This is a genomic window from Neobacillus rhizosphaerae, assembly GCF_050477885.1.
In the GTDB taxonomy this organism is placed as follows: domain Bacteria; phylum Bacillota; class Bacilli; order Bacillales; family Cytobacillaceae; genus Neobacillus; species Neobacillus rhizosphaerae_A.
Genome location: NZ_JBCNAC010000076.1, coordinates 1 through 24,275 on the forward strand (window position 1 = coordinate 1; position 24,275 = coordinate 24,275).

The 24,275-nt window shown below is 40.2% G+C and carries 28 protein-coding genes; 5 read left to right on the forward strand and 23 right to left on the reverse strand.

Annotated features, from left to right (window positions below; genetic code table 11):
* Positions 1 to 190: 190 nt before the first annotated feature.
* Entirely contained in the window at positions 191 to 727 is a 537-nt protein-coding gene (locus tag ABES03_RS09945) for a ribonuclease H-like YkuK family protein (RefSeq protein WP_430117137.1), read from the forward strand.
* Between the two features lie 90 nt (positions 728 to 817).
* On the opposite strand, the gene ABES03_RS09950 is transcribed toward ABES03_RS09945, so the two are convergent.
* A complete protein-coding gene (locus ABES03_RS09950; RefSeq protein ID WP_430117138.1) occupies positions 818 to 2,284 on the reverse strand; it encodes a PAS domain-containing sensor histidine kinase in 1,467 nt (488 codons plus the stop codon).
* Between the two features lie 224 nt (positions 2,285 to 2,508).
* On the opposite strand from ABES03_RS09950, the gene ABES03_RS09955 reads away from it, so the two are divergent.
* Entirely contained in the window at positions 2,509 to 2,994 is a 486-nt protein-coding gene (locus tag ABES03_RS09955) for a hypothetical protein (RefSeq protein WP_430117139.1), read from the forward strand.
* Between the two features lie 72 nt (positions 2,995 to 3,066).
* Here ABES03_RS09955 and ABES03_RS09960 read toward each other — a convergent pair whose 3' ends face one another.
* Genes ABES03_RS09960 through ABES03_RS09985 form a run of 6 tightly spaced genes read right to left on the reverse strand, consistent with a single transcriptional unit; the run spans position 3,067 to position 7,869 of the window.
* Positions 3,067 to 4,086, reverse strand: a complete 1,020-nt coding sequence (locus tag ABES03_RS09960; RefSeq protein WP_430117140.1) for a DUF418 domain-containing protein — start codon at positions 4,084 to 4,086, stop codon at positions 3,067 to 3,069.
* Between the two features lie 46 nt (positions 4,087 to 4,132).
* The gene (locus tag ABES03_RS09965) at positions 4,133 to 5,008 is read right to left on the reverse strand and encodes an aldo/keto reductase (RefSeq protein WP_430117141.1); all 876 of its coding nucleotides are present in this window, start codon (positions 5,006 to 5,008) and stop codon (positions 4,133 to 4,135) included.
* Positions 4,980 to 5,573, reverse strand: a complete 594-nt coding sequence (locus ABES03_RS09970) for a histidine phosphatase family protein (protein ID WP_430117142.1) — start codon at positions 5,571 to 5,573, stop codon at positions 4,980 to 4,982. The genes ABES03_RS09965 and ABES03_RS09970 overlap by 29 nt, the downstream gene beginning before the upstream one ends.
* A 19-nt stretch (positions 5,574 to 5,592) precedes the next feature.
* A complete protein-coding gene (locus ABES03_RS09975; protein WP_430117143.1) occupies positions 5,593 to 6,690 on the reverse strand; it encodes a threonine aldolase family protein in 1,098 nt (365 codons plus the stop codon).
* 47 nt (positions 6,691 to 6,737) lie between these two features.
* On the reverse strand, positions 6,738 to 7,238 hold the full coding sequence (locus tag ABES03_RS09980; RefSeq protein ID WP_430117144.1) for a hypothetical protein: 501 nt from the start codon (positions 7,236 to 7,238) through the stop codon (positions 6,738 to 6,740).
* Between the two features lie 25 nt (positions 7,239 to 7,263).
* Positions 7,264 to 7,869 (reverse strand): class I SAM-dependent methyltransferase, encoded by a 606-nt coding sequence (locus ABES03_RS09985; protein ID WP_430117145.1) that lies wholly within the window; start codon positions 7,867 to 7,869, stop codon positions 7,264 to 7,266.
* A 120-nt stretch (positions 7,870 to 7,989) separates the two neighbouring features.
* Between ABES03_RS09985 and ABES03_RS09990 the strand changes: the two genes are divergently transcribed.
* The gene (locus ABES03_RS09990; RefSeq protein WP_430117146.1) at positions 7,990 to 8,808 is read left to right on the forward strand and encodes a PRD domain-containing protein; all 819 of its coding nucleotides are present in this window, start codon (positions 7,990 to 7,992) and stop codon (positions 8,806 to 8,808) included.
* A gap of 56 nt (positions 8,809 to 8,864) precedes the next feature.
* Here ABES03_RS09990 and nagE read toward each other — a convergent pair whose 3' ends face one another.
* The 5 genes from nagE to rlmD all read right to left on the reverse strand — a co-directional run bounded on the left by nagE (position 8,865) and on the right by rlmD (position 14,375).
* Positions 8,865 to 10,310, reverse strand: coding sequence for an N-acetylglucosamine-specific PTS transporter subunit IIBC (nagE, locus tag ABES03_RS09995; protein ID WP_430117147.1), 1,446 nt, complete (start codon positions 10,308 to 10,310; stop codon positions 8,865 to 8,867).
* A 143-nt stretch (positions 10,311 to 10,453) separates the two neighbouring features.
* Complete coding sequence (locus ABES03_RS10000) at positions 10,454 to 10,936, reverse strand: PTS sugar transporter subunit IIA (RefSeq protein ID WP_430117148.1); 483 nt, start codon at positions 10,934 to 10,936, stop codon at positions 10,454 to 10,456.
* Positions 10,937 to 11,545: 609 nt separating this feature from the next.
* Positions 11,546 to 12,460, reverse strand: coding sequence for a Gfo/Idh/MocA family protein (locus tag ABES03_RS10005; protein ID WP_430117149.1), 915 nt, complete (start codon positions 12,458 to 12,460; stop codon positions 11,546 to 11,548).
* A 17-nt stretch (positions 12,461 to 12,477) separates the two neighbouring features.
* On the reverse strand, positions 12,478 to 12,978 hold the full coding sequence (locus ABES03_RS10010; protein WP_430117150.1) for a DUF1456 family protein: 501 nt from the start codon (positions 12,976 to 12,978) through the stop codon (positions 12,478 to 12,480).
* Between the two features lie 26 nt (positions 12,979 to 13,004).
* Positions 13,005 to 14,375: a 23S rRNA (uracil(1939)-C(5))-methyltransferase RlmD gene (rlmD, locus tag ABES03_RS10015; RefSeq protein WP_430117151.1), complete on the reverse strand. Its 1,371-nt coding sequence runs from the start codon at positions 14,373 to 14,375 to the stop codon at positions 13,005 to 13,007.
* Between the two features lie 136 nt (positions 14,376 to 14,511).
* On the opposite strand from rlmD, the gene ABES03_RS10020 reads away from it, so the two are divergent.
* On the forward strand, positions 14,512 to 15,228 hold the full coding sequence (locus tag ABES03_RS10020) for a hypothetical protein (protein ID WP_430117152.1): 717 nt from the start codon (positions 14,512 to 14,514) through the stop codon (positions 15,226 to 15,228).
* A 39-nt stretch (positions 15,229 to 15,267) separates the two neighbouring features.
* Here ABES03_RS10020 and ABES03_RS10025 read toward each other — a convergent pair whose 3' ends face one another.
* The 10 genes from ABES03_RS10025 to ABES03_RS10070 all read right to left on the reverse strand — a co-directional run bounded on the left by ABES03_RS10025 (position 15,268) and on the right by ABES03_RS10070 (position 22,932).
* The gene (locus ABES03_RS10025) at positions 15,268 to 15,417 is read right to left on the reverse strand and encodes a hypothetical protein (RefSeq protein ID WP_430117153.1); all 150 of its coding nucleotides are present in this window, start codon (positions 15,415 to 15,417) and stop codon (positions 15,268 to 15,270) included.
* A gap of 136 nt (positions 15,418 to 15,553) precedes the next feature.
* Positions 15,554 to 17,017 carry a nicotinate phosphoribosyltransferase gene (locus ABES03_RS10030; RefSeq protein WP_430117154.1) on the reverse strand — a complete coding sequence of 488 codons (1,464 nt, stop codon included), beginning with the start codon at positions 17,015 to 17,017 and terminating at the stop codon, positions 15,554 to 15,556.
* Between the two features lie 63 nt (positions 17,018 to 17,080).
* Positions 17,081 to 17,626: a cysteine hydrolase family protein gene (locus ABES03_RS10035; RefSeq protein WP_430117155.1), complete on the reverse strand. Its 546-nt coding sequence runs from the start codon at positions 17,624 to 17,626 to the stop codon at positions 17,081 to 17,083.
* Positions 17,627 to 17,763: 137 nt separating this feature from the next.
* Complete coding sequence (locus ABES03_RS10040; protein WP_430117156.1) at positions 17,764 to 18,705, reverse strand: diacylglycerol kinase; 942 nt, start codon at positions 18,703 to 18,705, stop codon at positions 17,764 to 17,766.
* A gap of 175 nt (positions 18,706 to 18,880) precedes the next feature.
* A complete protein-coding gene (locus ABES03_RS10045) occupies positions 18,881 to 19,804 on the reverse strand; it encodes a hypothetical protein (RefSeq protein ID WP_430117157.1) in 924 nt (307 codons plus the stop codon).
* On the reverse strand, positions 19,801 to 19,893 hold the full coding sequence (locus ABES03_RS10050) for an LPXTG cell wall anchor domain-containing protein (RefSeq protein WP_430117158.1): 93 nt from the start codon (positions 19,891 to 19,893) through the stop codon (positions 19,801 to 19,803). Before ABES03_RS10050 ends, ABES03_RS10045 begins: the two co-directional genes overlap by 4 nt.
* Positions 19,886 to 20,968, reverse strand: coding sequence for a hypothetical protein (locus ABES03_RS10055; RefSeq protein ID WP_430117159.1), 1,083 nt, complete (start codon positions 20,966 to 20,968; stop codon positions 19,886 to 19,888). Before ABES03_RS10055 ends, ABES03_RS10050 begins: the two co-directional genes overlap by 8 nt.
* Positions 20,965 to 21,444: a hypothetical protein gene (locus ABES03_RS10060; RefSeq protein WP_430117160.1), complete on the reverse strand. Its 480-nt coding sequence runs from the start codon at positions 21,442 to 21,444 to the stop codon at positions 20,965 to 20,967. Before ABES03_RS10060 ends, ABES03_RS10055 begins: the two co-directional genes overlap by 4 nt.
* A complete protein-coding gene (locus ABES03_RS10065) occupies positions 21,441 to 21,986 on the reverse strand; it encodes an RNA polymerase sigma factor (protein WP_430117230.1) in 546 nt (181 codons plus the stop codon). Before ABES03_RS10065 ends, ABES03_RS10060 begins: the two co-directional genes overlap by 4 nt.
* A 166-nt stretch (positions 21,987 to 22,152) precedes the next feature.
* Positions 22,153 to 22,932 (reverse strand): class I SAM-dependent methyltransferase, encoded by a 780-nt coding sequence (locus ABES03_RS10070; protein ID WP_430117161.1) that lies wholly within the window; start codon positions 22,930 to 22,932, stop codon positions 22,153 to 22,155.
* Positions 22,933 to 23,041: 109 nt separating this feature from the next.
* On the opposite strand from ABES03_RS10070, the gene plsY reads away from it, so the two are divergent.
* Positions 23,042 to 23,671, forward strand: a complete 630-nt coding sequence (gene plsY / locus ABES03_RS10075; RefSeq protein ID WP_430117231.1) for a glycerol-3-phosphate 1-O-acyltransferase PlsY — start codon at positions 23,042 to 23,044, stop codon at positions 23,669 to 23,671.
* Between the two features lie 41 nt (positions 23,672 to 23,712).
* Here the strand turns inward: plsY and ABES03_RS10080 are convergent, their stop codons facing one another.
* Positions 23,713 to 24,267: a thioredoxin family protein gene (locus ABES03_RS10080; protein WP_430117162.1), complete on the reverse strand. Its 555-nt coding sequence runs from the start codon at positions 24,265 to 24,267 to the stop codon at positions 23,713 to 23,715.
* Between the last annotated feature and the right edge of the window lie 8 nt (positions 24,268 to 24,275).

Here is a 24,275-nt window from a genome sequence, read left to right on the forward strand (position 1 = left end):
CTGTTCTTTAACACAGCCAATTAATAAAAAACCACCTATCAATAATTCGCTGCTGAATAGATGGATACCTGCCCATCCTTTCCACACAACCTCACTAAAGATGGCACGACAACACACCTCTTCCCATAAGATAGCAATAAGAGTTGAGTCTAAACTTTTCAAACGGAAAGGAAAGATGTGGTGCTTTTTTATGAAAAATTATTCAGTTCATTCCCCTACATTTCAGAACCTTCAAGAAACTGGAATGACATTTGAACAGGTATTTGAACGGATTATTACATTTATGCAGTTCGATCCCAACGGAAACTACCGCCTGATGGTGGGCACAGACTCACAGGTACACAAATCGAATACTGTCTTTATAACTGGAATTGTGATACAAAATGAGGGAAAAGGTGTATGGGCTTGTATTAGAAAAGTGATTGTTCCCCGAAAAATGACGCATCTTCATGAACGTATTTCACTGGAGTTGTCTTTAACAGAAGAGATCGTCTCGCTGTTCACGGAAGAAAGAAAAAATGAACTAATCTCTATTGTCCTTCCTCATTTGTACCATGGGGCTACTTTTACTATGGAAGGCCATATTGATATCGGGGCAGGAAAACGGAATAAAACGAGTGAATTTGTCAGGGAAATGGTCACTAGAATGGAATCCATGGGAGTCGAGCCTAAAATTAAGCCAGACGCCTTCGTCGCCTCAAGCTATGCAAACCGTTACACAAAATAAGGGTGTCAGGCACCACGCAAGGACACTTTGTCCATGAGCGGTGCCTGACACCCTTATTTATTTGCCCAGACCGTTTTATATAAATTTTAATTAAATATAGGTGAGTTGAACTTTTACTGTCGTTCCTTTGCCCAGTTCACTTTCAATTTTCATGATTCCGTTATGTTCTTGGATGATTTTGTTGCTGACGGTTAGGCCAAGCCCAATTCCCTTGTCCTTGGTTGTATAGAATGGCGTTCCTAAATAGCCCATTACATGCGTGTCAATTCCAATGCCTTCATCGGAAAAACTAATCTGAACTCTTTTCCCCGCTAATTTTTCTACATAAACATGGACATTCCCTCCACTCGGCATGGATTCGATGGCGTTTTTAAGAAAATTAACAAAGACTTGTTTCAGTTGATTAGGGCTACATAATAATTCAATATCATTTGCTTGATTATAATCATGGTTGATAATTTGAACATTATGCAATAACGCTTGAGGATGCAAAATATTCACCGTACTATCTAAAATGGAATGTAAGCCCATCCTTTCAAATTGAATGGCTTGGGGTTTTGCTAGAGACATAAACTCATTGACGATCATATCGATTCGGTCAAGCTCATTCATAATAATGGACAAATAATTATCCTGCTTCTCTTTATCAGGCGTACTTTTTAATAGCTTGGAAAATCCTTTTAATGAAGTCAAAGGATTACGAATCTCATGCGCTACCCCTGCTGCTAATTGGCCAATGATTGAAAGGCGGTCTAAATTCCGTAAAGCATCATCATTTTTTACCCTATCCGACACATCTCGTCCAACTGTAACATAGCATTCTACCTCATTTTGCTCATTAAAGATGGGTGTAATTGTAGTCTCGGAATCTATAACTTTATTATCCCCCGTCTTTAATTTCACTTGAAGTAGTTGAGGTTCACCTGTTTCAATTAACATTTGGTATACTTGTTCAAAGTTTTCCTTTTCCTCCGGAACGATGAGATCATACACATCTTGACCAATTAGCTGTTCTGGTTTTACGCCAATCCCTTTTTCATGAGAAGGGCTTGCATAGAGGATCCTTTTATCTTTGGAATAAAGTTTAATCATATCTGTAGTGTTCTCGGTAATTAATCGATACAACTCACGCGTTCTTTTTAATTCTCTTTCTGTATTTATATGCTCCGTTATATCTCTGTAAATAGCTATTACGGCAATAATTTCCCCCGCTACGTTTCGAAAAGGAGAATAGGACACAGCTATATCAAGAATTCGTCCATCTTTATGATAACGTTGTGTCACAATGTCATGAAAAAATTCCCCTTGTTTAACCGCGCTTATTATTCCACTTACGACGTCAGGGTTAGGGAATTCCTCAAATCTCCGCCCAAGGATCTCTTCCTCTGTATAACCGAAAATCTTCGTATACATGCCATTCACTCGAATAAACCGATTCTCCATATCAACAATACAGATTCCATCAGCCGTACAATTAAGAAAAAGATCGATTAATTCATCAGGATTATAGACAACAGACTCATTCTCTTCTCCAAAAATAGGGAAACTCTTAGCCACAAATATCTCTCCAAACACATTAATCTCTACCTTCCATTTTACAGAACTTTGCGACAAAGAAAAGAAGTATTTTTTGGTGGGTGTCAGGCACCACAGAAAGACACTTTAAACCACTTCGTCCATTCCACACGGACATTTTCTTTTAAATTACAATAATTAATTTTTTCTCCCTATCATATTGGACTTCCTTTCCCTCATAAATTTTGAATGAAGGGGGTGGCTAATTGAAAAAATGTCTATTGGCATTGATTTTATTACCATTTATTTTTTTATTATCAGGATGCGGCGGGGATCCTGTACATGATGATTTGCTTAATTATGTGAATAAAGAGATGAAAGAAGCAGGGAAATTGGAAAGTGCAGCCGTTTCTGCATATGAAGGCGTTTCTGGAGCAAATTATACCGATGATCAAACGATGTATGATGCTTTAACCAATGACGTTATACCTAATTACAACGAGTTTATTAAAGAGCTAGATTCTGTAAGCATCGAAACGGAGGAATTACAGGATATTCACGAGATTTACATCGAAGGTGCGGACATCCAATTTAAAGCCTTTACCACAATTAAACAAGCTTTAGAAGAACAGGATCCAGCCCTCATTCAAGAAGCGAACGATATGCTGGCAGATGCAAGAAAACATATTCGTGATTATCAGAATAAGCTTGATAAACTAGCAAAAGAACATGATGTAGAAATTAAAAGATAACAATAAGAAGAAAGGCCAGTCCTCCCCATTCAATGGGAGAACTGGCCTTTTATTCTGCCAAAACATTTCAAGCTAAGCTGTTTTACGGTTTCTAAATGGCAGGCGTTCGAAGTAAGTTGCCATTCTCCACAGCCATTCCAACGGGCCAAACCTATAGAACCTTAGCCAAATGGTGCTGAAAACTAACTGACTTGTTAGTATGGTTAAACAAAGGTACAGTGACTGAATGTAGGTTAGCTGCTGGAACAAATGAAACACTTTTCCCGCCAGTAACAGGAATACAGTTTGTAAAATATAGTTTGTTAACGCCATCCGGCCAAAGCTTTTTAATGGTGATAAGACTCTACGAACGAAAGATAATTGTAACAGCAACACCATCATTCCCACATAAAACGCAGAAACAATCGGTCCGATGGTAATTCCGAAGTTTATAAACTGCCGCATTTCGTAGGAATGACTATAACTAACTGGTTCAAACACCATCGGACTGAGTTGATATTGATACAAAAGGCTAACCATACTTAATACAAACATACTCCCTGTGAAAATAGCTACCTTCTTCCACTGTTGCGAGATCCACTCGAACACTCGGTACTGCCCAGCTGCGATACCTAGTAGCATTAGTGGAACTACCATAAAAATTTTCGCCAAAAAAAGACTTAAAGCTAGCAGCATAGCTAGACCAAATAGAAGATTGACCCACTTAGGTGCCCTATAAAAAGGTAAAATAATGAAGCCGCAAACGGCATAAATGGTCAACGCTTCTCCAGGATGAAACTTTATATGAATCAACCCAAAAAGAAAAAGTACAATCATGCGTCGTAAAAACAGCATGGTTCCCTTTTTTCCTTTCGCCTCGGCACGTGAAATAAAGATAAAAAACCCAACGCCAAATAAAAAAGTAAATATAGTATAAAAGCGACCTTCAACAAATAAATAAAGAAATCCCCAGTACGCAGCATTCACGGTGCCAGGCTCAGGGTTCTTAACAGACAACAACGGAATGATATTCACTAAAATAATCCCTAATAAAGCAAACCCCCGCAAATAATCGAGCACATCTAACCGCTTATTTAATCCCGTCGAATTCATCTCTTACTCCTAATGGTGCCTGACACCGTTCATACTTTTACCCCTCTTAAAACCTTTGTAAGGGTAAACCCTCTTTTGGTTTAGGAAACAGCCATTCTATCTGTTCTACATCTTCATCAGATAATTCCCAACCCAATGCTTCTAAATTACTTTTTATGTGAGTAATATCTCTTGCCTTCGGGATTGCCACAAGCCCATTTTTCCTGAGAATCCAGTTTAAAGCGACTTGGTAGGCGGTTTTCCCGTATTTGGCAGCCAAATCATCTAGTGCCATTCTCTCTTTTGATCCTGGTTGCGGAAATCCCTGGTTTCCAAAAAACTTTGGTGCATAACCAAAAGGAGAATAGGCCATAACAGTAATCCCTTTTGCCTGGCAGTAAGGCAGGACATTGTTTTCAATCCGCCGGTCATTTAAATGATAGCCCACTTGGTTGCATGCGAGCAAACGGTTACCCAACTCCGCCTGGGCTTCATCAATTAATTCCGGCGTAAAATTGCTCACTCCGATATATTTCACTAGTCCTTTTTCTACTAGGTAAGCCATCACTCGCATTGTTTCCGCTACCTCATGTTCAGCACTAGGCCAATGCTGCAGGTATAAATCAATATACGTTGTCTGCAGCCTCTCTAAGCTTGCTTCCACTGCGTCAATTACACCTTGAAAAGAGCAATGTTTCGCAGAAACCTTTGTCGTGAGGAAAACTTCCTTCCTGCAGTCTTGAATGGCCTCACCGACAATCCGTTCCGCACCACCCTGGGCATACTCTTCCGCTGTATCAATCAAAGTCATTCCATTTTCCATTCCGAATCGTAATGCTTTGATTTCTTCCTTTGCCTCATGCTTATTTTCTCCATATTTCCAAGTGCCCTGGCCTAGAACTGGTATGTTAACCTCAGTTTTTCCTAGTTTTTGATATATCATGAGAAGCCACGATCACCTCTTTATCCTGCCATAATCGCTTCAGCAAAACTTCATTTTCATCAAACTCCAAAAGAAAGACATCCGGATTACTAAGCTTTTGCCATTGTTCAAAACCAAAATCAGACTGATAGTTTTTCAGTAGTAAAGACATCAAATTCCCATGTGTGACGATGATGGTATTTTCAACTTCACCATTTAATACCTCTTCAACCACACTTACAACCCTCGCCATTGCTTCACGCGTCGACTCGCCTCCATCAAACTTTAAATCTAAATCATTGTAGGTCGCTTGTAGCTTTTCCAGCCAATCCTCTAATACCTTTGTACTTAAGATTCGCTCAGATAACCGTTCATCAGTTTCCACTTCGATCTGTTTCAATTCAGCTATCGAATTCACGGAATGAACCGTTCGTACAAATGGACTGGAAACAATTCGGTTGATTTCAATTTTCGAAAAAAATTCCGCTAACTCAGCTGCCTGCTGGACTCCTTTATCCGTCAAGCGAGCCTCCCTTGGCTGCCCCTCCGCCTCACAATGCCTGACCACATAAATCCTTCGAACCATCCATTCCTTCCCCCAAACTCTACTTTTTAATTGCTTTTATTTTTTCATCGAGGACTTCAAACGTCTTTCTGATTTTCTCTTTGGGAATGGCCGCATATCGATCGCCCATATTCACCTCGAAATAGCATTCCTCCGCGTGGATTTCTCGTAAATAGCTTGTCAATCCTAGCCCAGTTTCCTCATAAACAGCTAAAAGAACAAGCTCCAGTTCTTGTTTGGCAACACTCACATGTACATGAAACATATTAGAAACCGGTACGGCCGGCTTGGTTGAAACGGAATGGCACTGATTATAAAGAGATGCCAGCTCCTTCGCTTCCTCAAAATACTGGGCCATTTTTGGAATCCTTTGATCAAAATAATAATCGGCACTGATTATGTATGGGTAAAGACTAATTAAATCTCCACCATGACGTCTTTTCCACACTTTTGATTCCTCTGTAAAGTCCTTTCCACCTGCAAGAATGGCTCCAGCAATACCTCCAAGCCCCTTATAAAAAGATACATACACACTATCAAAAAGAGAACATATTTCCTCAGCGGACTTTTGATAGTAAGGGATAATTTCAAAGAGTCTTGCCCCATCTAGATGCAATTTAATGCCCTTTTCACGACAATAAGCTGATATTGCCTCAAGCGTTCGATAATCCGGCAATTGACCGCCAATCTCACGCTGTGGTAATTCTAGCAATAAACAAGCAATATCCTCATCCATACCATGGACATCTTCCAAACTAATAACTCTACTTTTATCTGCCAGCAATACTGGCTCGATATGATGCAATTCCTTTAAACCATCTTCTTCATGGATTTCCAAATGACTCAATGGATGATAAGCAACCTTTTTGATGCCCTTTTGATCACACCAAATCCGTAAAGCAATTTGCTGTGCCATCGTTCCACTTGGAAAAAAAACAGCCGCTTCCTTCCCTAAATAGGCGGCCATTTTCACTTGAAAATCCTCGATGAGTTTGCCTTTCCCATACATATCACTATCCATATCCCCATCCACATTCGCGAAAGCCTCTTTTAGGACCTGAATGTCTCTATTTCCGTGACCCGGTAATTGATATTCCGTCTGTTTAAAAGCATCTAATAATGTCTTCTTTTCATTCATAGTCAGTGTTCCTCCCCACTTTTTCCCCTTTAATAAAATACATTCACTTAAGTTAATACAAACATATGAAGCACAAAGGCTGCAAGGAAAATCATCGCAGATATAAGGTGGAATTTCCGCCTGAATCCTGAAGCTTTTTTATGTCGCAAATACCCGGCAGCTAGAGTAATACCTAGGAATACCAACGCCAGGTATCCGCTTAACAATTTCACATGATTGAACCCAAGTATTCGGCCAAACTCATACAGGTTAATCCAAGCGTGTCCCAAAATGATCGTAGTGGCTAACAAAGCAATTTTAATATGCCATTTCATTAAGTATCGGGAAAACTTTGCAAGGCGTATTTTTACCATACGGATGGATGTATTCCTGATAACTAGAAATATGAAATACATGTTGATATTAATCAAAAACAAGATGACACCCAGCTGTGCTAATGTTTGACCTGTTATAACTAATGTGCTATCATGCGGGCGGAAGAACCATATATACACAACCGATAGAACAATTAATAAAATGTTGGCTACCGTCCAGATACGGTGATACATGAAAGTGCCTCACTCCTTTCGCCCACTATCCTAATCGATAAATTAAAAAACGTTCATTCGGATTCTTTTCATAAACATATGGGAGAACCACTTCCTCAATCATTTCAAAAGCTGTTTCCTTTTCTAAAAAATATATATAATCTTCCGCTGGATAATATAATACCAACTCTATTTCCCTTGATGACTGTTCGAAAGAATGCAAAATATTATTAATAATTTTTCTGAAAACTTGGACAGAAAAAGGGTTAAAGAAGTAAAATCGATTGTCTTCTGGCTGCACCTCATATTCTTCTGCTAAGCAGCATAGGAAATGTATCTTTTCCTTATTGCTCTTTGCCTTTTTCAAATAACTTTTTTGATTTTGAACAGCATCGTGATAGAGTTCATCATCCATTTCTACCCCGACCACCGAGGCACCGAAGAAATAGTGGATATAAAAATTAAGACGTCCTTTTCCACAGCCAAAGTCCACAATATGATCCTTGTTTTTTATCTTATATTTTTCAAATAACACCTCAAGCGCACTATAGGGTGTTGGTTCATAGCGATGATAATGCAAAGATTTATGAAATCCCTGTTGTACCTCTTTTGTTTTTATGTTTAGTAATTTATCATAATAATGTTCCTTCATGATTTCTCCTACCTATTTAAAAATCGAACCTCTTTTCATATTATCCCATATCAAAGAAGGAAAAAGGAGAACCCTGTAGAATTGTAGAATAAATCGGATCAATAAGGAGCTGACGCCCTTTTGAAAATTAAAAAAATCTTAAATAATAATGCCGTTGTGGTTTCAGATAACAATGAAGAGAAAATTGCGATCGGGGCAGGCATCGCTTTTCAAAAGAAAAGAAATGACATTATTAATCCAAACAAGATAGAAAAGCTATTTATTATGAAAGAAAATGAGAAGTTCCAGCAGCTGCTGCTTAAAATTCCTGAAGAACACTTCGCCCTATCTGAAGAAATCATCACATATGCAGAGGAAACCCTGGGATCTAAATTAAATGACCATGTGCACATTGCTCTTACCGATCACTTATCCTTTGCAATTGAAAGGGTAAGTCAAGGCATTCAGCTGAAAAATAAACTATTTCATGAAATAAAATCGCTCTATAGAAAAGAGTTCGATATCGGAATGTGGGCCATCAAACATATTGAGAATAGGACCAATATCAAAATGCCTATTGATGAGGCAGCCTACTTGGCGCTTCACATTCATACAGCTAAGCTGCATGGTGGAGATATGAAGCAAACACTGCGGCTCACGGCGATTATTGGTGAAATGATACAGACGATTAAAGAGTGCCTTCACGTATCCATAGAGGAGGACGATCTATCGTATCAACGATTACTGACTCATCTCCGTTTTACACTTTCTAGAAGCAGCCATCCTGTGCAGCCGATTATGGATGATGAGATGCTGACAATGATTAAAAAGAAGTTCGCAGACTCCTATCAATGTGCCAAAAACGTTGCGAAGCTTCTCACAGAACAATACAGCATTCACCTTCCAGAACATGAGCTTGGATACATTACCATCCATATTGAAAGATTAAGAAATCTATAATGACAAAAAAACGCTTAGACTATTCGTTCGTCTAAGCGTTTTTCCATACCCTATGATTATTTCTTGCGAATCTTCATGATTTCATCCGCTACGAATTGGACATTTGTTCCCACAATGACTTGAATGCTTTGTTTTCCAACAATATTAATCCCTGGAACACCAGTTGCCTTTATTTTCTTTTGGTCCACCACATCCATGTCTTTTACTTCTAAACGTAAGCGTGTTACACAGTTATCGACAGAAACCACATTGGCGTCGCCGCCCAATCCTTCATAAATCTGAGCTGCCATCACTGCAAATTTGCTTTCACCTGTAGCAACACTCACTTCTTCAGCTTCGTCCTCATCTTCCTCACGACCAGGAGTCATTAGGTTGAACTTAACGATAATGCAGCGGAATAAGAAGTAGTAGATCACTGCAAATACGAGACCCTGCACAAGTAACATATATGGCTGATTGGCAATTGGAATTCTTAAGCTTAGTACAAAGTCGACTAGACCCGCACTAAAACCGAAACCAGCAGTCCAATGGAACGCTGCTGCAATTGCTAATGATAGACCTGTCAAAATCGCATGGACAAGGTAAAGCATTGGTGCAACAAACATGAAGGCAAATTCAATTGGTTCTGTTACGCCCGTAAAGAACGCTGCGAAGCCCGCAGCTAACATCAAGGAAGCTACTTGTTTTTTCTTCTTTGTTTTTGCTGTATGAACCATAGCTAACGCTGCAGCCGGAAGGCCAAACATCATAACAGGGAAGAATCCTGCTTGGTACATGCCTGTTACGCCTTTTTCCCCTTTGCTTGCCCAGAAATTTGTAATATCACTAATTCCCGCCACATCAAACCAGAATACTGAGTTTAACGCATGGTGTAAACCTGTTGGGATTAGGAGTCGGTTAAAGAAACCATATAGACCCGCACCAAGTGCACCTAATTTAGCAATTCCTTCACCAAAAGAAACTAATCCTGTAAAAATGACAGGCCATACGAAGAATAGGATGGCGGAAGCTACTAACATCGATACGGCAGTCATAATTGGTACTAATCGTTTACCGCTAAAGAACGCCAGTGCATCCGGTAATTTCACATGACTGAAACGATTGAACATTGTCGACGCGACTATACCTGAAAGGATCCCGACAAACGCATTTCCAATTTTTCCAAACGCAGGGTCGACCTTTGCTGGATCAATGCCTTGTAATAAAGCCACTGTGTTTGTTGAAAGTAAGGTAGTAACAACTAGATAGGCAACTAAACCACTGAGCGCTGCCGACCCATCCTTTTCCTTTGCCATCCCCAGCGCTACCCCAACTGCGAATAGGATTGGGATATTATCAATAATTGAACCCCCGGCTTTAATTAAGAAAGCTGCTAGTGGGCTGTCAGCTCCCCATCCTGTAGGGTCAATCCAATAACCGATACCCATTAAAATCGCTGCAGCAGGTAATACGGCTACAGGCAGCATCAATGAACGACCAATTCTCTGTAAATATTTCTTCATTATCTTACCTCCTCTTAAAATGACGACCTACTAACAAAACAACTAATCATACAAAATACGAACAACTAAAAATGAAATAATTTCCCAAAAAAATGTATAATAGCCGCCGTTTTGTCAGTCTACTACCCCCACCATCACCTCCTTTAAGCCTCTGTAATAATAGCGGTTTCCCCTTTAATGCCTTTTTTTTCTTGTGAAAAGCGGTACTGTTTACCATTTTCATTACTATTTGTAATAACAATAGGTGTTATGATACTTTTTGCACGTTTTTTTATCGTATCCAAATCCATTTCCATCAACAGCTGCCCGGTCGTCACTTTATCCCCCACATTGACCGCTATCGTAAATCCTTCCCCGTTTAAAGATACGGTTTCGAGACCGACATGAATGAGAATTTCGGTTCCATCTACCGCACGAATACCAATCGCATGCTTAGTCTCTGCAATGAGAATGACGCTCCCCTTTACAGGTGAAAAAACTTTCCCCTCTTCAGGTATCATAGCAATCCCTTCGCCCATCATCTTTTGACTAAAAACCGGATCTGGAACCTCGCTCAACGAAAGGATTTCTCCATTTACTGGTGCAAATATAGAAGTTTTCTCTTTTTTAAATATGTTGAATCTCATGTTCTTTTCCCCTTTTTTTCTTGGTTAAATTTCCATCTAACCCTATTATTATCTTACGGCCTTGTATTAACTCCTAGTACTAAGAAAAGCGCAGAGCTGGACAAAATCGAAAAGCGGAGGCGCCTTGGTCAGCCCCGACAGGCAAATGTTCTTCGGCAAGAAAAGTCCGCCTTTTGACTTTTATTGCCGAAGGTTATTTGACCCGAGGGGCTAGGCGCCAGAGCTGGACAATTCTCGAAGTCAAACCTATTCTTTAACAAATAAAAAAGGCATGGGGGTATAATAAAAGGACATGAAAATGCCTTTCATTTTACCACCATGCCTGATCGAATCAGTAACATGTGATCATTATTAATTAATAACTTTATCATATCACTTTTCTGCAAGATTACAATATGTAAGCGCAAACATTTTCGTAACGCTATGATTTTTTCAATGGCTCAGTTAAACTTGCCTGTTGATTTCCGCTCCAGGCACTTCACTTTCCGTGGGTGTTTCGGGGAGCCTCCTCGGCGCATACGCCTGCGGGGTCTCCCCTGAACCATACTCCCACAGGAGTCTTCGTGCCTTCCGCTCCAATCAACAGGGTGTAAAAATCAACACTGTTCTTTAACAATGCCTTTTCAATAACTCATGGATGATTTTTTCACAGATTTCATGAGATTCCAGTGCATCCCTAGCAGTGATTCCAGGGTTTGAATTTGTTTGTACCGATTGGACAAAATCTGCTACCATCTGCTCAAATCCACGTCTTAACAAGGTTGGCTCCCAATCGCTGCTCCGGACATCAACTGTTTCCATATTCTTTGAAATGGTCAGTTTGGACACATTGTGGACCGTTCTTTTCTCAAGCGGCCCCATCACCTCGGCTATTTCTTCGTTCGTCCCATTATCACGATTCATGATTCCGATCGCAGTAGCGCCCTCCGATAAAAATTGAACCACTACATGATAAAGAATGCCACCAACCATTCTACCGTTGACGATCAAATCTTTAATGGGGTACGGAAATAGATATCTCATTGTATCTACTACATGAATAAAATCATCATAAATAAACGTCCGCGGTTCTCCCGGTAGACTTTTGCGGTTCTTCTGAACCACAACCATATTTGGCTCCGCCACTTCTTTTAATTTTGTATAGGAAGGTGCATATCTCCGATTAAACCCCGTCATAAGAATGAGTCCCTTTTCCTCTGCCAGTTCGACAAGCCTTTTAGCTCCATCATAGTGATCGGAAATGGGCTTATCAACAAACACATGAATACCACGTGTTAAGAGTGCCTCCACAATTCCCTCATGGGAAGCAGTAGAGGAATGAACAAATGCCCCGTTAATGCCGCTATTCATTAAGGAATCCAAGTCAGAATGAAGATGTTCAAACCGGTACTGACTTCCTAGAGACCTAAGCTTGTCTTGATTTCTTGTATAGAAATGAAATTCAATCTCTTTCATACTACTGTAAACAGGCAGATACGCTTTTTGCGCAATATCCCCAAGACCAATGACACCCAATTTAAGCATTTTGTTCCCCTCCAAACTTAATCCCGGTATTGTATAGCTAGTCCTTTTAAGAAGTTTCTAGCGTATTTGTCACCGCACTCTTTATAATTTTTATGGCCTACTTTTCTTAATAAAGCACTTAATTCCCCTTTTGTGATCGTAATCCCTGCACTATCAAATATATCAATCATATCTTCACTAGTTAGAGTTAGTGCTATTTTCAATTTCTTTAAAAGAATATTATTCACACTTTCCTTAGAGAATTGCGGTCTATCAGGTTGGCCGGGTCTTGGCTCTTGCTTGCCTCGCTTAAAGGTAATAAGGCCATTTAAAAATGACTCAAACATCTTATTATTGCATTTTATTACGTCTTCCTCATTGTCTTCCTCATAATCTACATCGTCATTTGATTTTGTAAGGATTTTAAGGACTTCCTCTTTTGTTACTTCAACGCCACCAAGCTTAAAGATCTCAACCATATCCGTGTTTTTTATATCCAAAGCATATCTTAATCGTATTAATATATCATTATTTTCCATCTAGAATAGAACCCTCCATACTTCTTCTACTTTCTCTCAAGCCACGCACAGCACTCTACGTGCGTCGTCATTGGAAACATATCAACCGGTTGGACTTCTACTGTCCTGTAGCCTCCGTCTTCTAAAATCCGCAGATCCCTTGCTAATGTTCCTGGGTTGCAAGAAACATAGACAACCTTCTTCGGCTTCATTTCAATAATCGTTTGCAGCAATGCTTCATCGCAACCTTTGCGCGGTGGGTCCACTACTAAAACATCCGCCGTATTTCCTTCCTTGTACCACTTCGGAATGACAACTTCTGCTTCCCCAGCTGCAAATTCCGCGTTCGTTATTTCATTCAATTCAGCATTTCGCTTCGCATCTTCAATTGCCTCAGGCACCACTTCTACACCAAATACTTTTTTGGCCTTTTGTGCTAAAAATAAAGAAATCGTTCCAATGCCACAATAGGCATCAATGACATTCTCTTCTCCACTTAGATTCGCATATTCCAATGCTTTGTCATATAAGACCTTTGTTTGTACTGGATTCACCTGGTAAAACGAAAGAGTTGATATCGCAAACTTTACATCACCAATATAGTCATAGATGACCTCATTCCCCCATAAAACATTGGTTTTTTCCCCTATGATTACATTGGTTCGTTTGGAATTTACATTGTGAACGATTGATTTTAACTTAGGCAATCGAGCGACCATTTCCTCAACCAGTTTGTTTTTCTGTGGTAGGTCCGTGGTTCTTGTAATGATGACAACCATAAGTTCTTCCGTTTGTTTACCATAACGCGCCATAATATGCCTAAGTACACCTTTATGGCTTTCCTCCTGATAGGCAGGGATGCCAAGCTCGCTGCAAATTTCCTTTACTACCTTGACCGCTTCATTCACCTCAGGCAACTGAATCAAGCTCTCATTGGTATCAACAATTTCGTGGCTTCTTTGCTTAAAAAATCCAGCAATCAGTTTACCATCTTTCTCTCCGACTGGTACCTGTGCTTTGTTACGGTAATGAAAAGGTTCCTCCATACCAAGAATCGGATGCACGACGACATCCTCTAATTTACCGATGCGGGTTAGTACTTGGCGAACCTGATTTTCTTTATATTTCAGCTGACCTTTATAGCTAATGTGCTCCAGCTGACAACCGCCGTATTTATGTTTTTCTTCACTGGGAATATCGACACGGTACGGGCTTTTTTCATAAATTTCGATTAACCGGCCAATTCCGTATCCTTTACCGGTCTTGATTACCTTAATCTTCGCTTTTTCACCCGGCAGACCATTGGGGATGAATAACGGATAACCCTCAACCTTTGCAACCCCTGCCCCGTCATGGGTGATATCTTCAAAAACCACATCTATATAATCGTTCTTGTTAACAGGTAATGTTCTGCTCATTTATTTCGTCCTTTACTCCGTTTTTGACTAGAAGAATTGTATCACATTATGAAGGAGAATACGAAACAAGACCCCATACGATATCATTTTATGCTAAAATTTTCCTATGCCTTTATTTTGATTGAGAGGAGCCATTATGAAAAAAAGAAATTGGCTTTACCTTTGCATTATTGTTCTATTATTTACAGCAGGCTGGTATGGTTATCAAACTGCAACAGACGATACCTATGAAGGTATGTCTATTATTCCTGAAAAAACAAAAGACATTCCCTTTTATCCTGGCTTAGAACCCACGAGAAGTAATTATGTAATGGAAGGCGATTCTTGGAGAGAGGTTTTTGCTTTTTATGAAAAACAGCTACCTAAGCATGGCTGGGTTTTAAGTACTAAAGGCTCTTCACTCGATGATAAGGATCCTGAAAACGATTGGTCGGGAGCGTATTCTGAGTGGACTAAAAAAGGATTCGATGGTGTATTATGGGTTTCGGCAAGCTATAATCAAGGGGAAAATCAGACAGAGGTCATGTTTGATCAAACGCCTATTCTACATTCTGCAACTTGGATTGAGAAAGCACCTGAAAGCCTATGCATTCATGCCGATGCGTTACGGTCAGACTGTGAGAAGGTTACTGACCCTGATGAAATAAAGGCAATTATTCATTTTATTAACAATGCATATGATTCAAAAGAAAAAGCACCTGCGCATAAAAATGAAGGCAGAATAGACTTTGGAACCTTTGATGTTTACTTCAATTATAAAAAGGATGAGGAAATTATTCTTTGGTCAGAGAAGGGGACAAAAACAATGAAACCCGAGCCGGAGTTTTTGGCGCTTTTGAAGATTTCATCCTAAAGGGGTATTTTTATCTACCCTTTTTTTAGTGTACGGTCTTTAAGAATCGGCCTTATCGACCATACCCACTCTTTTCCTTGCTCCACGGGCGTTATGAACCTCTCTTTTCGACCGTACCCACTCTTTCCCTTGCTCCACAGGCGTTATGAACCTCTCTTTTCGACCGTACCCACTTTTTTCCTTGCTCACAGGCGTTATGAACCTCTCTTATTGACCGTACCCACTCTTTTCCCTGCTTCACGGGCGTTATGAACTCTTTAATCATCCTTCCTTCTACCTTTCTCTAATACAAAAAGACGCCCCTCTCAGGACGCCCTACTTTTTGTTACTCTTTCATTGCAGCTACTTTTTCTTTTACCTCTTCAATATTCTTCATTTTGTTATCCCAGCACTTTTGACTTAAGTCGACTGGGTATTCTTCCGGGTTCATAATCCGCTTGTATTCTTCCCATAACGAATCCAAATTCGCCTTCAGGTAATCTCGTGATTCTTCCAAACAAGGAAGCTCATATACAAGCTCACCATCAACAAAAATATCTTCATGAAGTGATTTCGCCGTAAAATTTGTAACCACCTTATTAATGTACGTATGAGTAGGATGGAACATCCTCAGACGCTTTTCAGGGAGCTTCTCATCCTCCATCGCAATATAATCACCCTCTGCATGGTGATTCGTATTATTAATAATGCGATAGATCTTTTTCAGACCTGGAGTCGTTACTTTCTCCGGATTAGAGGAAATTTTAATCGTATCCTCCAGCTCCCCCTTGTCGTTTTCAATACAAACAATTTTATAAACAGCCCCAAGCGCAGCTTGATCATAGGCAGTAATCAGCTTTGTACCAATTCCCCAGCTATCAATTTTTGCACCCTGTGCCTTCAAGTTAATAATCGTATACTCATCTAAATCGCTGGAAGCGTAAATTTTTGCATTCTTAAATCCAGCTTCATCCAATAACTTACGTGCTTCTTTAGAAAGATACGCAAGGTCTCCGCTATCTAAGCGAATTCCAATAAAGTTAATTTGATCGCCCATCTCTTTTGCGACTTTAATCGCATTCGGCACGCCAAGACGGAGTGTATCATACGTATCTACTAAGAAAACACAATCCTTATGGGACTCCGCATACTTACGAAAAGCTGTATATTCATCTTTATATGCTTGGACCATGGAATGAGCATGGGTACCAGCGACTGGAATCCCAAACAATTTACCTGCTCTTACGTTACTTGTTGCTTCAAAACCAGCAAGGTAAGCCGCTCTCGTTCCCCAAATAGCTGCGTCCATCTCCTGAGCACGTCTTGTCCCAAATTCCATTGCAACCTCATTGCCAACAACTTGTTTGATTCTTGTAGCTTTCGTCGCAATTAATGTTTGGTAATTCACAATGTTAAGCAAAGCTGTTTCAATTAACTGTGCTTCAGCCAGAGGCGCTTCTACTCGTAAAATCGGCTCATTGCCAAAAACGAGTTCGCCCTCTTTCATGGCACGAATGGTTCCAGTGAACCTTATATTTTTTAGATATTCAAGAAAATCATCTTGATACCCAACTTCATTTTTCAAATACTCAAGGTCGTCTTCCGTAAAGCGGAAATTTTGGATGTACTGAATGACCTTTTCAAGACCAGCGAAAACAGCATAGCCATTCCCGAACGGTAGTTTGCGGAAAAATAATTCGAAGACCGCACGTTTATTATGTATACCATCTCTCCAATATGTCTCTGTCATATTAATCTGGTAAAGATCGGTATGAAGAGTATAACTATCATCTTGATAAATGTGTTTCATAATCGCCCTCCGGAATACTATTACAGCTTTTCACCATTACAAACAATAATATCATTAAATAGACTATTTCACCATAGCACCCAGCGATTGTTCAAAATGTCCGAGGGCCCATTCATGTCCCGCTTGGTTAAATGAGGCAACAGCATCCTTGTAAACAATGATTTTGAATCCTGTATTGTACGCATCTACCGCCGTATGGAGCACGCAAATATCCGTACAAACTCCCACCAAATGTACCTCTGTAATGCCGCGCTCCCTTAATTTGATTTCCAAATCTGTACCTGCAAAGGCAGAGTACCGTGTTTTATCCATAAAAACAACATTTTCCTGGCCCTGGTTTTTCTCATATACACCCTTTAATGCTCCAAATAAGTCTCTTCCTGATGTGCCGCGAAGATTATGCGGTGGGAATAATTTGGTTTCCGGATGGAATTCATCCCCTTGGTCATGGACATCAATAGCAAAGACCACATAATCGCCATTCTCAATAAACTCGTTCGTAAGTTGAGTGATTTTCTCCTCGATGACCTGACCTGGTTTCCCACAGGTTAGGGCCCCACTATCTGCAACAAAATCAAATGTATAGTCAATGTTGATCAATGCCTTCATATCCCACACCCCTTATTTGTCTTGACTGCTGTCTACAAATCATTATATACCTAATTCTAGAGCTGATTCGGATTTTCCTTCTATAGTAAAATCCACTCTACTAAAAAAAGCTCGCTCCATATGGAACGAACTTTTTGTTAGCTATATCTTTTACCCGATTCCCAGTCAGTTGGTCTGTCTTGCGGGCGAATATTGTCAAGTGGCACAAACACTTCTAAATGGCGGTATAGGTTTTCAAACTCTGCTGGCAGCAGTCCGCCAAATTCACCATCTAAATTTAACTGCACCCTGTCATCAGAATACACTTTAATGCGATTTGCCTGTGTGTAAATGACATTGGGGTCATTCACATGCTCTCCGCGAACAGCTAAGGTTGAAATTCGAATAAACTCTGCCAAATTCACTTTTTTCACAATTAACAACGAGAATAGTCCATCATTGATCGAGGCATCAGGCGCAAGCCTTTCAAATCCTCCAATGGAATTCGTCAGGCCAACAAGGAACATCATGGCTTCTCCTTCAAACAGCTTCCCATCATATTCAAGCTTTAGATGTGAGGCTTTAATTGAAGGAATCATTTCCATTCCTTTTAAGTAGTAGGCAAGCTGACCAAGCATCGTTTTTAATTTGCTAGGGACCTCATATGTAAGCTCAGTAAGCCTTCCGCCACCTGCGATATTTATAAAATACTTTTCATTAATCCGACCAATATCGACGGGAATTAATTCCCCTTTTGTGATTATATCGACAGCGGCTCCAATATCCCTTGGTATTTGAAGGGCACGAGCAAAATCATTCGTTGTTCCAGCTGGAATAATGCCTAATTTCGGACGATATTCCTGTTCAGCTAAGCCGTTAACCACTTCATGTATGGTTCCATCTCCACCTGCTGCAATGACTACGTCGTATTGGCGCTCGACAGCGATGCGTGCTGCATTCGTTGCATCACCTGCTCCAGTTGTGGCATGACAAGAAGCTTCATAGCCGGCCGCTTCTAATTTCATAAGAATCTCCGGCAGTTGGCGCTTAATCAATTCACGTCCTGAAGTTGGGTTATAAATTAGTCTTGCTCTTTTCATTATCATCATCCTAATTTTTTTAAATAACACCGACTCTGTCAATTCTATATTCTACCAATTATTATCCTCGCTTACAAACTTAACGCGAAGCCATACGTACTATTCTCTCTCCAGAGTCCACCTTCTATCATAATCCTTTTATTTTTTTTTGCAAAAAATAAGATGATTTTTTCTACTAATTGCTATTAAGACTTACATTATACGCATTAACTATATTGATACGGTGTTTGCCTTCTCCTGCTTGATAAACCGCATTTTTCAACACAGATGAATTCTCTATGCCTTCAGAAGCCGTATCCTCCGATACCTTCCATTCGCCGTCTTTTCCACGTATATCTTCGACTCCGACTGCCGCTACCTTCAAATCACTATTTTTTGCAACATCGACCATAACCGATGAAGCACTCTCAATATTCCAATCATTCGCCAGCGTCCTAGGCTTTAAGGTAAGCTCGTTCCCGTTACCGATCACCTCAAGTTTCACGTCACTTGGTACAAGAAGCGTTGCTGCAACATTTCCTTGTAAATCAAACGGTCCTACCTCATTTGGTAAGGTCTTCACATTCAGATATAACGTATCGCCTCTTTTGTTAGCTGAAATCAAATCTTCTGCTGTTTTTAAAAGCTTATCTTTCTTCGCTGTTTGGACCCGATACGTCCCAAACATAGAAACCTCTTTTTCTTCTGTCGCCTCAATCGTCATATCATAACCGACAGTTCTGACTACCACTCGTTTGATACTATCATCCATTGGATAGGAATATGCAGGAAGCTCAAACGAACGCTCTTCCCTCGTAATTAACTCCTCCACCTTGTCCATCAGACCTGTCGAGCTAATGACCGCAAACGCTATTCCCGTCGTCCCCATCAGTCCGACAAAGAAAATACTAAGAAAATCATATTTTAAAATCGGCTTTTCTTGCCGTGACAAAAATAGGTAGAGTAAAATTTCGACACCCAGAACGATTAATAAAATCGGCCACCACGCACTCATCACCTGAACCATACTAAACCCAAGAAACCTTGAAAAAAAGAGGAAAAGGCCAAGAAATAGGAGCGATCCTCCCATTGAAAATGTACCCACACGCCAGGTTCTCATACCTCTTCCTCCTTCCTTTTTCTAAAAAGGAACCCAATTCCGGCTCCGATTAGGACCACCCCTGTTATCGTTTTCCCCCAACTACTCATGGTTTTCTATCCCCCGCTTCTTTTTACTACCAGATAATAACTTGATCCCCCCGCCGATTAATAGAAGGCAAACAAGACCTGTCTGTAAATAAGGCTGGAAGTAACCCTGAACCCAGTACATCACATCAATATCCAATAGTCTCGAGAACATCGGTGAAAAGGCTGGAAGCAGAACATTCATGATTAAGTAGTAAACACCCATGATTACAAGCCCAATCCCCACCCATTTCTGATGATTAAGGAAATAAGCAATGATTGGCACATCTTCAATCGTTTCCTCACCGTACCTTGACGCTTTTTGCAGTCCATCAAAAAAGCTGTAAAACCAGATAATCGGTATTAAGAACAAGAAGATTCCTAATCGTAAAACATCTAAAATATAAATGGAAAATAGAAATGCTGCCATTAACTGAATCCCTCGGCGCTGAAGACCTAGATAGAGGTGGCCTGCTCCAGGGAAGATCGATAAAAAGGTCGCAATGGATTTACTCTTCTTTCCGTCTTCTTTACGCATTTCAAAGTCCTCTAAGATACTTCGATCTATTAGCTCCTCACCTCGTTGCTTCTTATTGACCTGTTGGACCGCATCGAAAAATCCGTACACCCAGATCACCGGTAATCCTGCTAAGAACACCATAAACTCGCCACGATTAGACATGGCTGTTACAAAAATAACCATGACGGCAAGACCCAAAAACGCTGCTAGAAGGGTTAATCCTCTATTCATCAGACCTATCTGCAAGTGGCCAAGACCAGGGACAAAGGATAAGACAATCGTATAGAATCGTTCGGAATCTTGATTTTGGATATCATCCGGATTAGCGGCCTTTAACGCTGCCTTATACTTTGAGATCTGAAGTCCCATATCTATAAAGCTAATAATGTAGAAGACAGCCCCTCCCAAAAAGGCTAAGACGGCTTCCCCTCCTGCATTATTAATTGCACCAATCAGTGTTGCAAACGCTGCTATACCGACAGCAATAAGATAAAATAAGCCACGAAAAACTTTACCGTTATAAATATGACCCAGACCAGGAATAAGATTTAATGTTAACGCCTTTGTCGGATTTTTCATTTCTTATTTGCCTCCTTCTTTTCTAGTGAATCCATCCATGCGAATGTTTTATTCATCATCCCTTCCGTCATAGATGGCCTTTTTTCCTGAACCTGTTTTGTTTCTAATGAATTTGCATAAGTTGCAAGCGATTGGAAAGCTCCAGTAAAAGTTAGCAAGATTGTCGCAGCTGCGGCCAATAAATAATGAAACGCAGCCTGCTTATAAAACGGCTTTTTCTTGTTGGATTTTTGTTTATCCAGCTTGGTGTCAGTCACCATACCTTGTTTCTTGGAGACTTCTGCCATTACGGCATCAGTAAAACTTGTTTCATTTGATAGAATTGGGAGAGATGATTCATTTGCTGTTACTGCTTGCAAGTAGACTTCAAGGCATTGGTCACATGTATATAGATGATTTTCAAACTCTTCACAAGTCTTACCAGTGATTTCATTTCTTACATATTGCAGCCATTCATCGTAGGTGTAATGCTTCATGAAAAATCGTCCTCCTTCCAATTCTTTTTCATCCAGCTTCGGGCTCGGTACAGCTTTGTTTCAATCGTCTTCACCTGTACTTTTTGTTCCTCAGCCATTTGTTGATAGCTTTTTTCCGCTATGTAGAACCCATAAATGACTTCGCGGTAATTCTCTGGCAACTCATCAAGCCTTTTCCTAACAAGTTTGCGTTGATCATTTTCAATGATTTCTTTTTCTATACTATCCCTCGGTGTCCCTAAGGCCTGTTGTTCGAGGGCATCCACAACTTCCTCTCTTCTTCTGGCCTGTTTTCGTTTTACATCTATTGCATGATTGACAGCAATTCGTGTCATCCACGTTTTAAACCCTTGATTTTCATATTGGGAGAGAGAAGTATAGATTTTCATGAACACTTCTTGTGCGGCATCTTCTGCTTCCTTTTGGTCACGAAGAACAGCAAAGACAGTCCGGAACACGTCATTGCTGTACTTCTCAACCAAAAGGCGAAAGGCATGTTCATTGCCTTCCAGCACTTTTTCTATTAATGCAGTGTCGCTAATGATTCTCTCCCCCTTTCTCTCTGTACTTTCACATCAATAGACGAATAGTTTTACAAAAACCCCTACACTTTTTAAATAAATATTTTTCTTTTTTCATCTTATCATGCTCTCTTGAAGACCATCATAAAAAAACGCGCGAAACTAGTCGCACGTCTAAAAAGATTGCTTATACTAATCGTAAGATACAAACATTACAGTCATGAGGGACCTCAAAGGATTCGTCCGCCGATAAAGAGTCCGTTAATTCCTTTAATGGTTCCTTTCGAACCGACTCGTCTAACCCCGCAAGCCAGGAGGTAGACTCTACTCGTTCCACCCACTCCTCTTTCGAAAAGGTAACCGAGTAATTTAGCTTGTAGAAGTCTCTAATTTCAAATCCTTCCTTTTTCCACTCTTCAAACCACTCAACTGGAAAGCCGTTAATTCGCATTTTTGAGTCCGCTTTTGAACCAGCCGGTGTTAAACCGCCCACTACGAATTTCCCAATAACCTTTAAGGTCTTTTCCACCACAGCCGGGCCTGAGAGAAATCCAGAATCGATGATAATTAACGTCCCTTTTGCTTTTAAAATCCTTTTAATTTCTTGGATAGCCTTCGCACGATCGAACCAGTGCCACGCTCTCATTACCGTCACAATATCAAACTGAGAATCTTCTAAACCCGTCGCTTCTGCCGTACCCAGTTGATAGGGAATGTTAAAATTCTTCATTTGATTCAATAAAACTGCCTGATTTATCAATCCCTGTGAAGGTTCAATTCCAACTACATTTGCTTTTCTCATCGCCATTTTTCTTGCAAGTACACCTGTGCCTGAACCAAGGTCAGCGATCGTTTTTCCATCAAAAAAAATATTGCGCAGCTGCAGGCTTTCCATTAAAGTGACGGGAATATCTTCTCTTGATCGGGCATAGCTATTAGCAACTTGGCCAAAATCAATTTCACTCATGTTAGTTTCTCCCTCTGTTTCCGAATATTGAGATATTAACAAAATAATACCATCTAAATGTGATAGAATGCTATTAGAATTAAAAATTATATGTGAGGGACTGATGCATATGGTTTGGTTATTGCTTCTTGCTTCCTATTTAATTGGAAGTATTCCCACCGCTTTGATTGTGGGAAGACTAATCTTTGGTGTCGATATCCGAGAACTTGGAAGTAAAAATCCGGGAGCAACAAATACATTACGGGTTCTTGGAAAAAAGTCTGCAATTTTCGTCCTTCTTATCGATCTTGCCAAGGGCGCTTTAGCCACTTATCTGCCTATCCACTTTCAAGTGGATGTAGACCCTATCTACTTTGGATTACTCGCTGTGGTCGGCCATTGCTTTCCCATTTTTGCAGGGTTTAGAGGCGGTAAAGCCATTGCTACAACAGCCGGTGCCTTATTAATAGCCAATCTCCCATTATTGGTAGTGGCGTATCTTTCCTTTTTTTCCATTATTTTCTTAACCAAGTATGTGTTTTTTGGATCTATTTCTGTTGGATTAAGTATGCTTGCCTATTCTTTCTTTTCACCTGAATTAGAATTAGAACTTATTTTTTTATTCTTTTCATTCTTTTTAATTTATCTTCACCGTTCCAATATCCGTAATTTCATTCTCGGTATTGAGCCAAAGATTAATGATAAGAATTTGATTAATGACCGTATCCCCCCAAAGGGTGGCGGCAATTATAAGCTATAAAAAGCTGAGGCTGACTCCAATGCCTGGAGTCAGCCTCAGTTTTATTTTAATAATGTACCTATTATACTGCTTGCTACTATTTGCCAAATGGCTTCGTCCTGTTGATAGGAGGTTCTCAGCCGTTTATACAATTCCATTTGCCTTTCCTGAAAATCAACTGCATCCTTTTCAGGCAGGGCTGCACGTTCCTTTTCCACCAGAGCCTGCATTTCTGGTGCTCTAGGGCCCCAAACCCCCACTTCATTTCCCTCTTGGTCAATAAAAATGAAAATGGGAATCGCCCTTGATGTGCCATTTGTTAAGTATTGGTCCATTAACTCTAGATTTTGGTCTCTGAGAACAAACCGAACCTCCATCCCGCTGGCTTCAGCAATCTTGAGTAAAATCGGATTGTTCAAGAGCGCATCCCCACACCAATCCTCTGATATAACGATGACTCGTAACGGCTTCTCCTTTAATTCCTCAAGCTGCTTGCTGTGTTCAGCAGATAGGGTGAACTGCTCATAAATGGATAGCATCTCTTCTTTATTACTAGTCATTGCATTTATATATTCATCCACTGTCATTCCTTTTTGAAACCAAGCGTTTAAACGCATCCCAACTA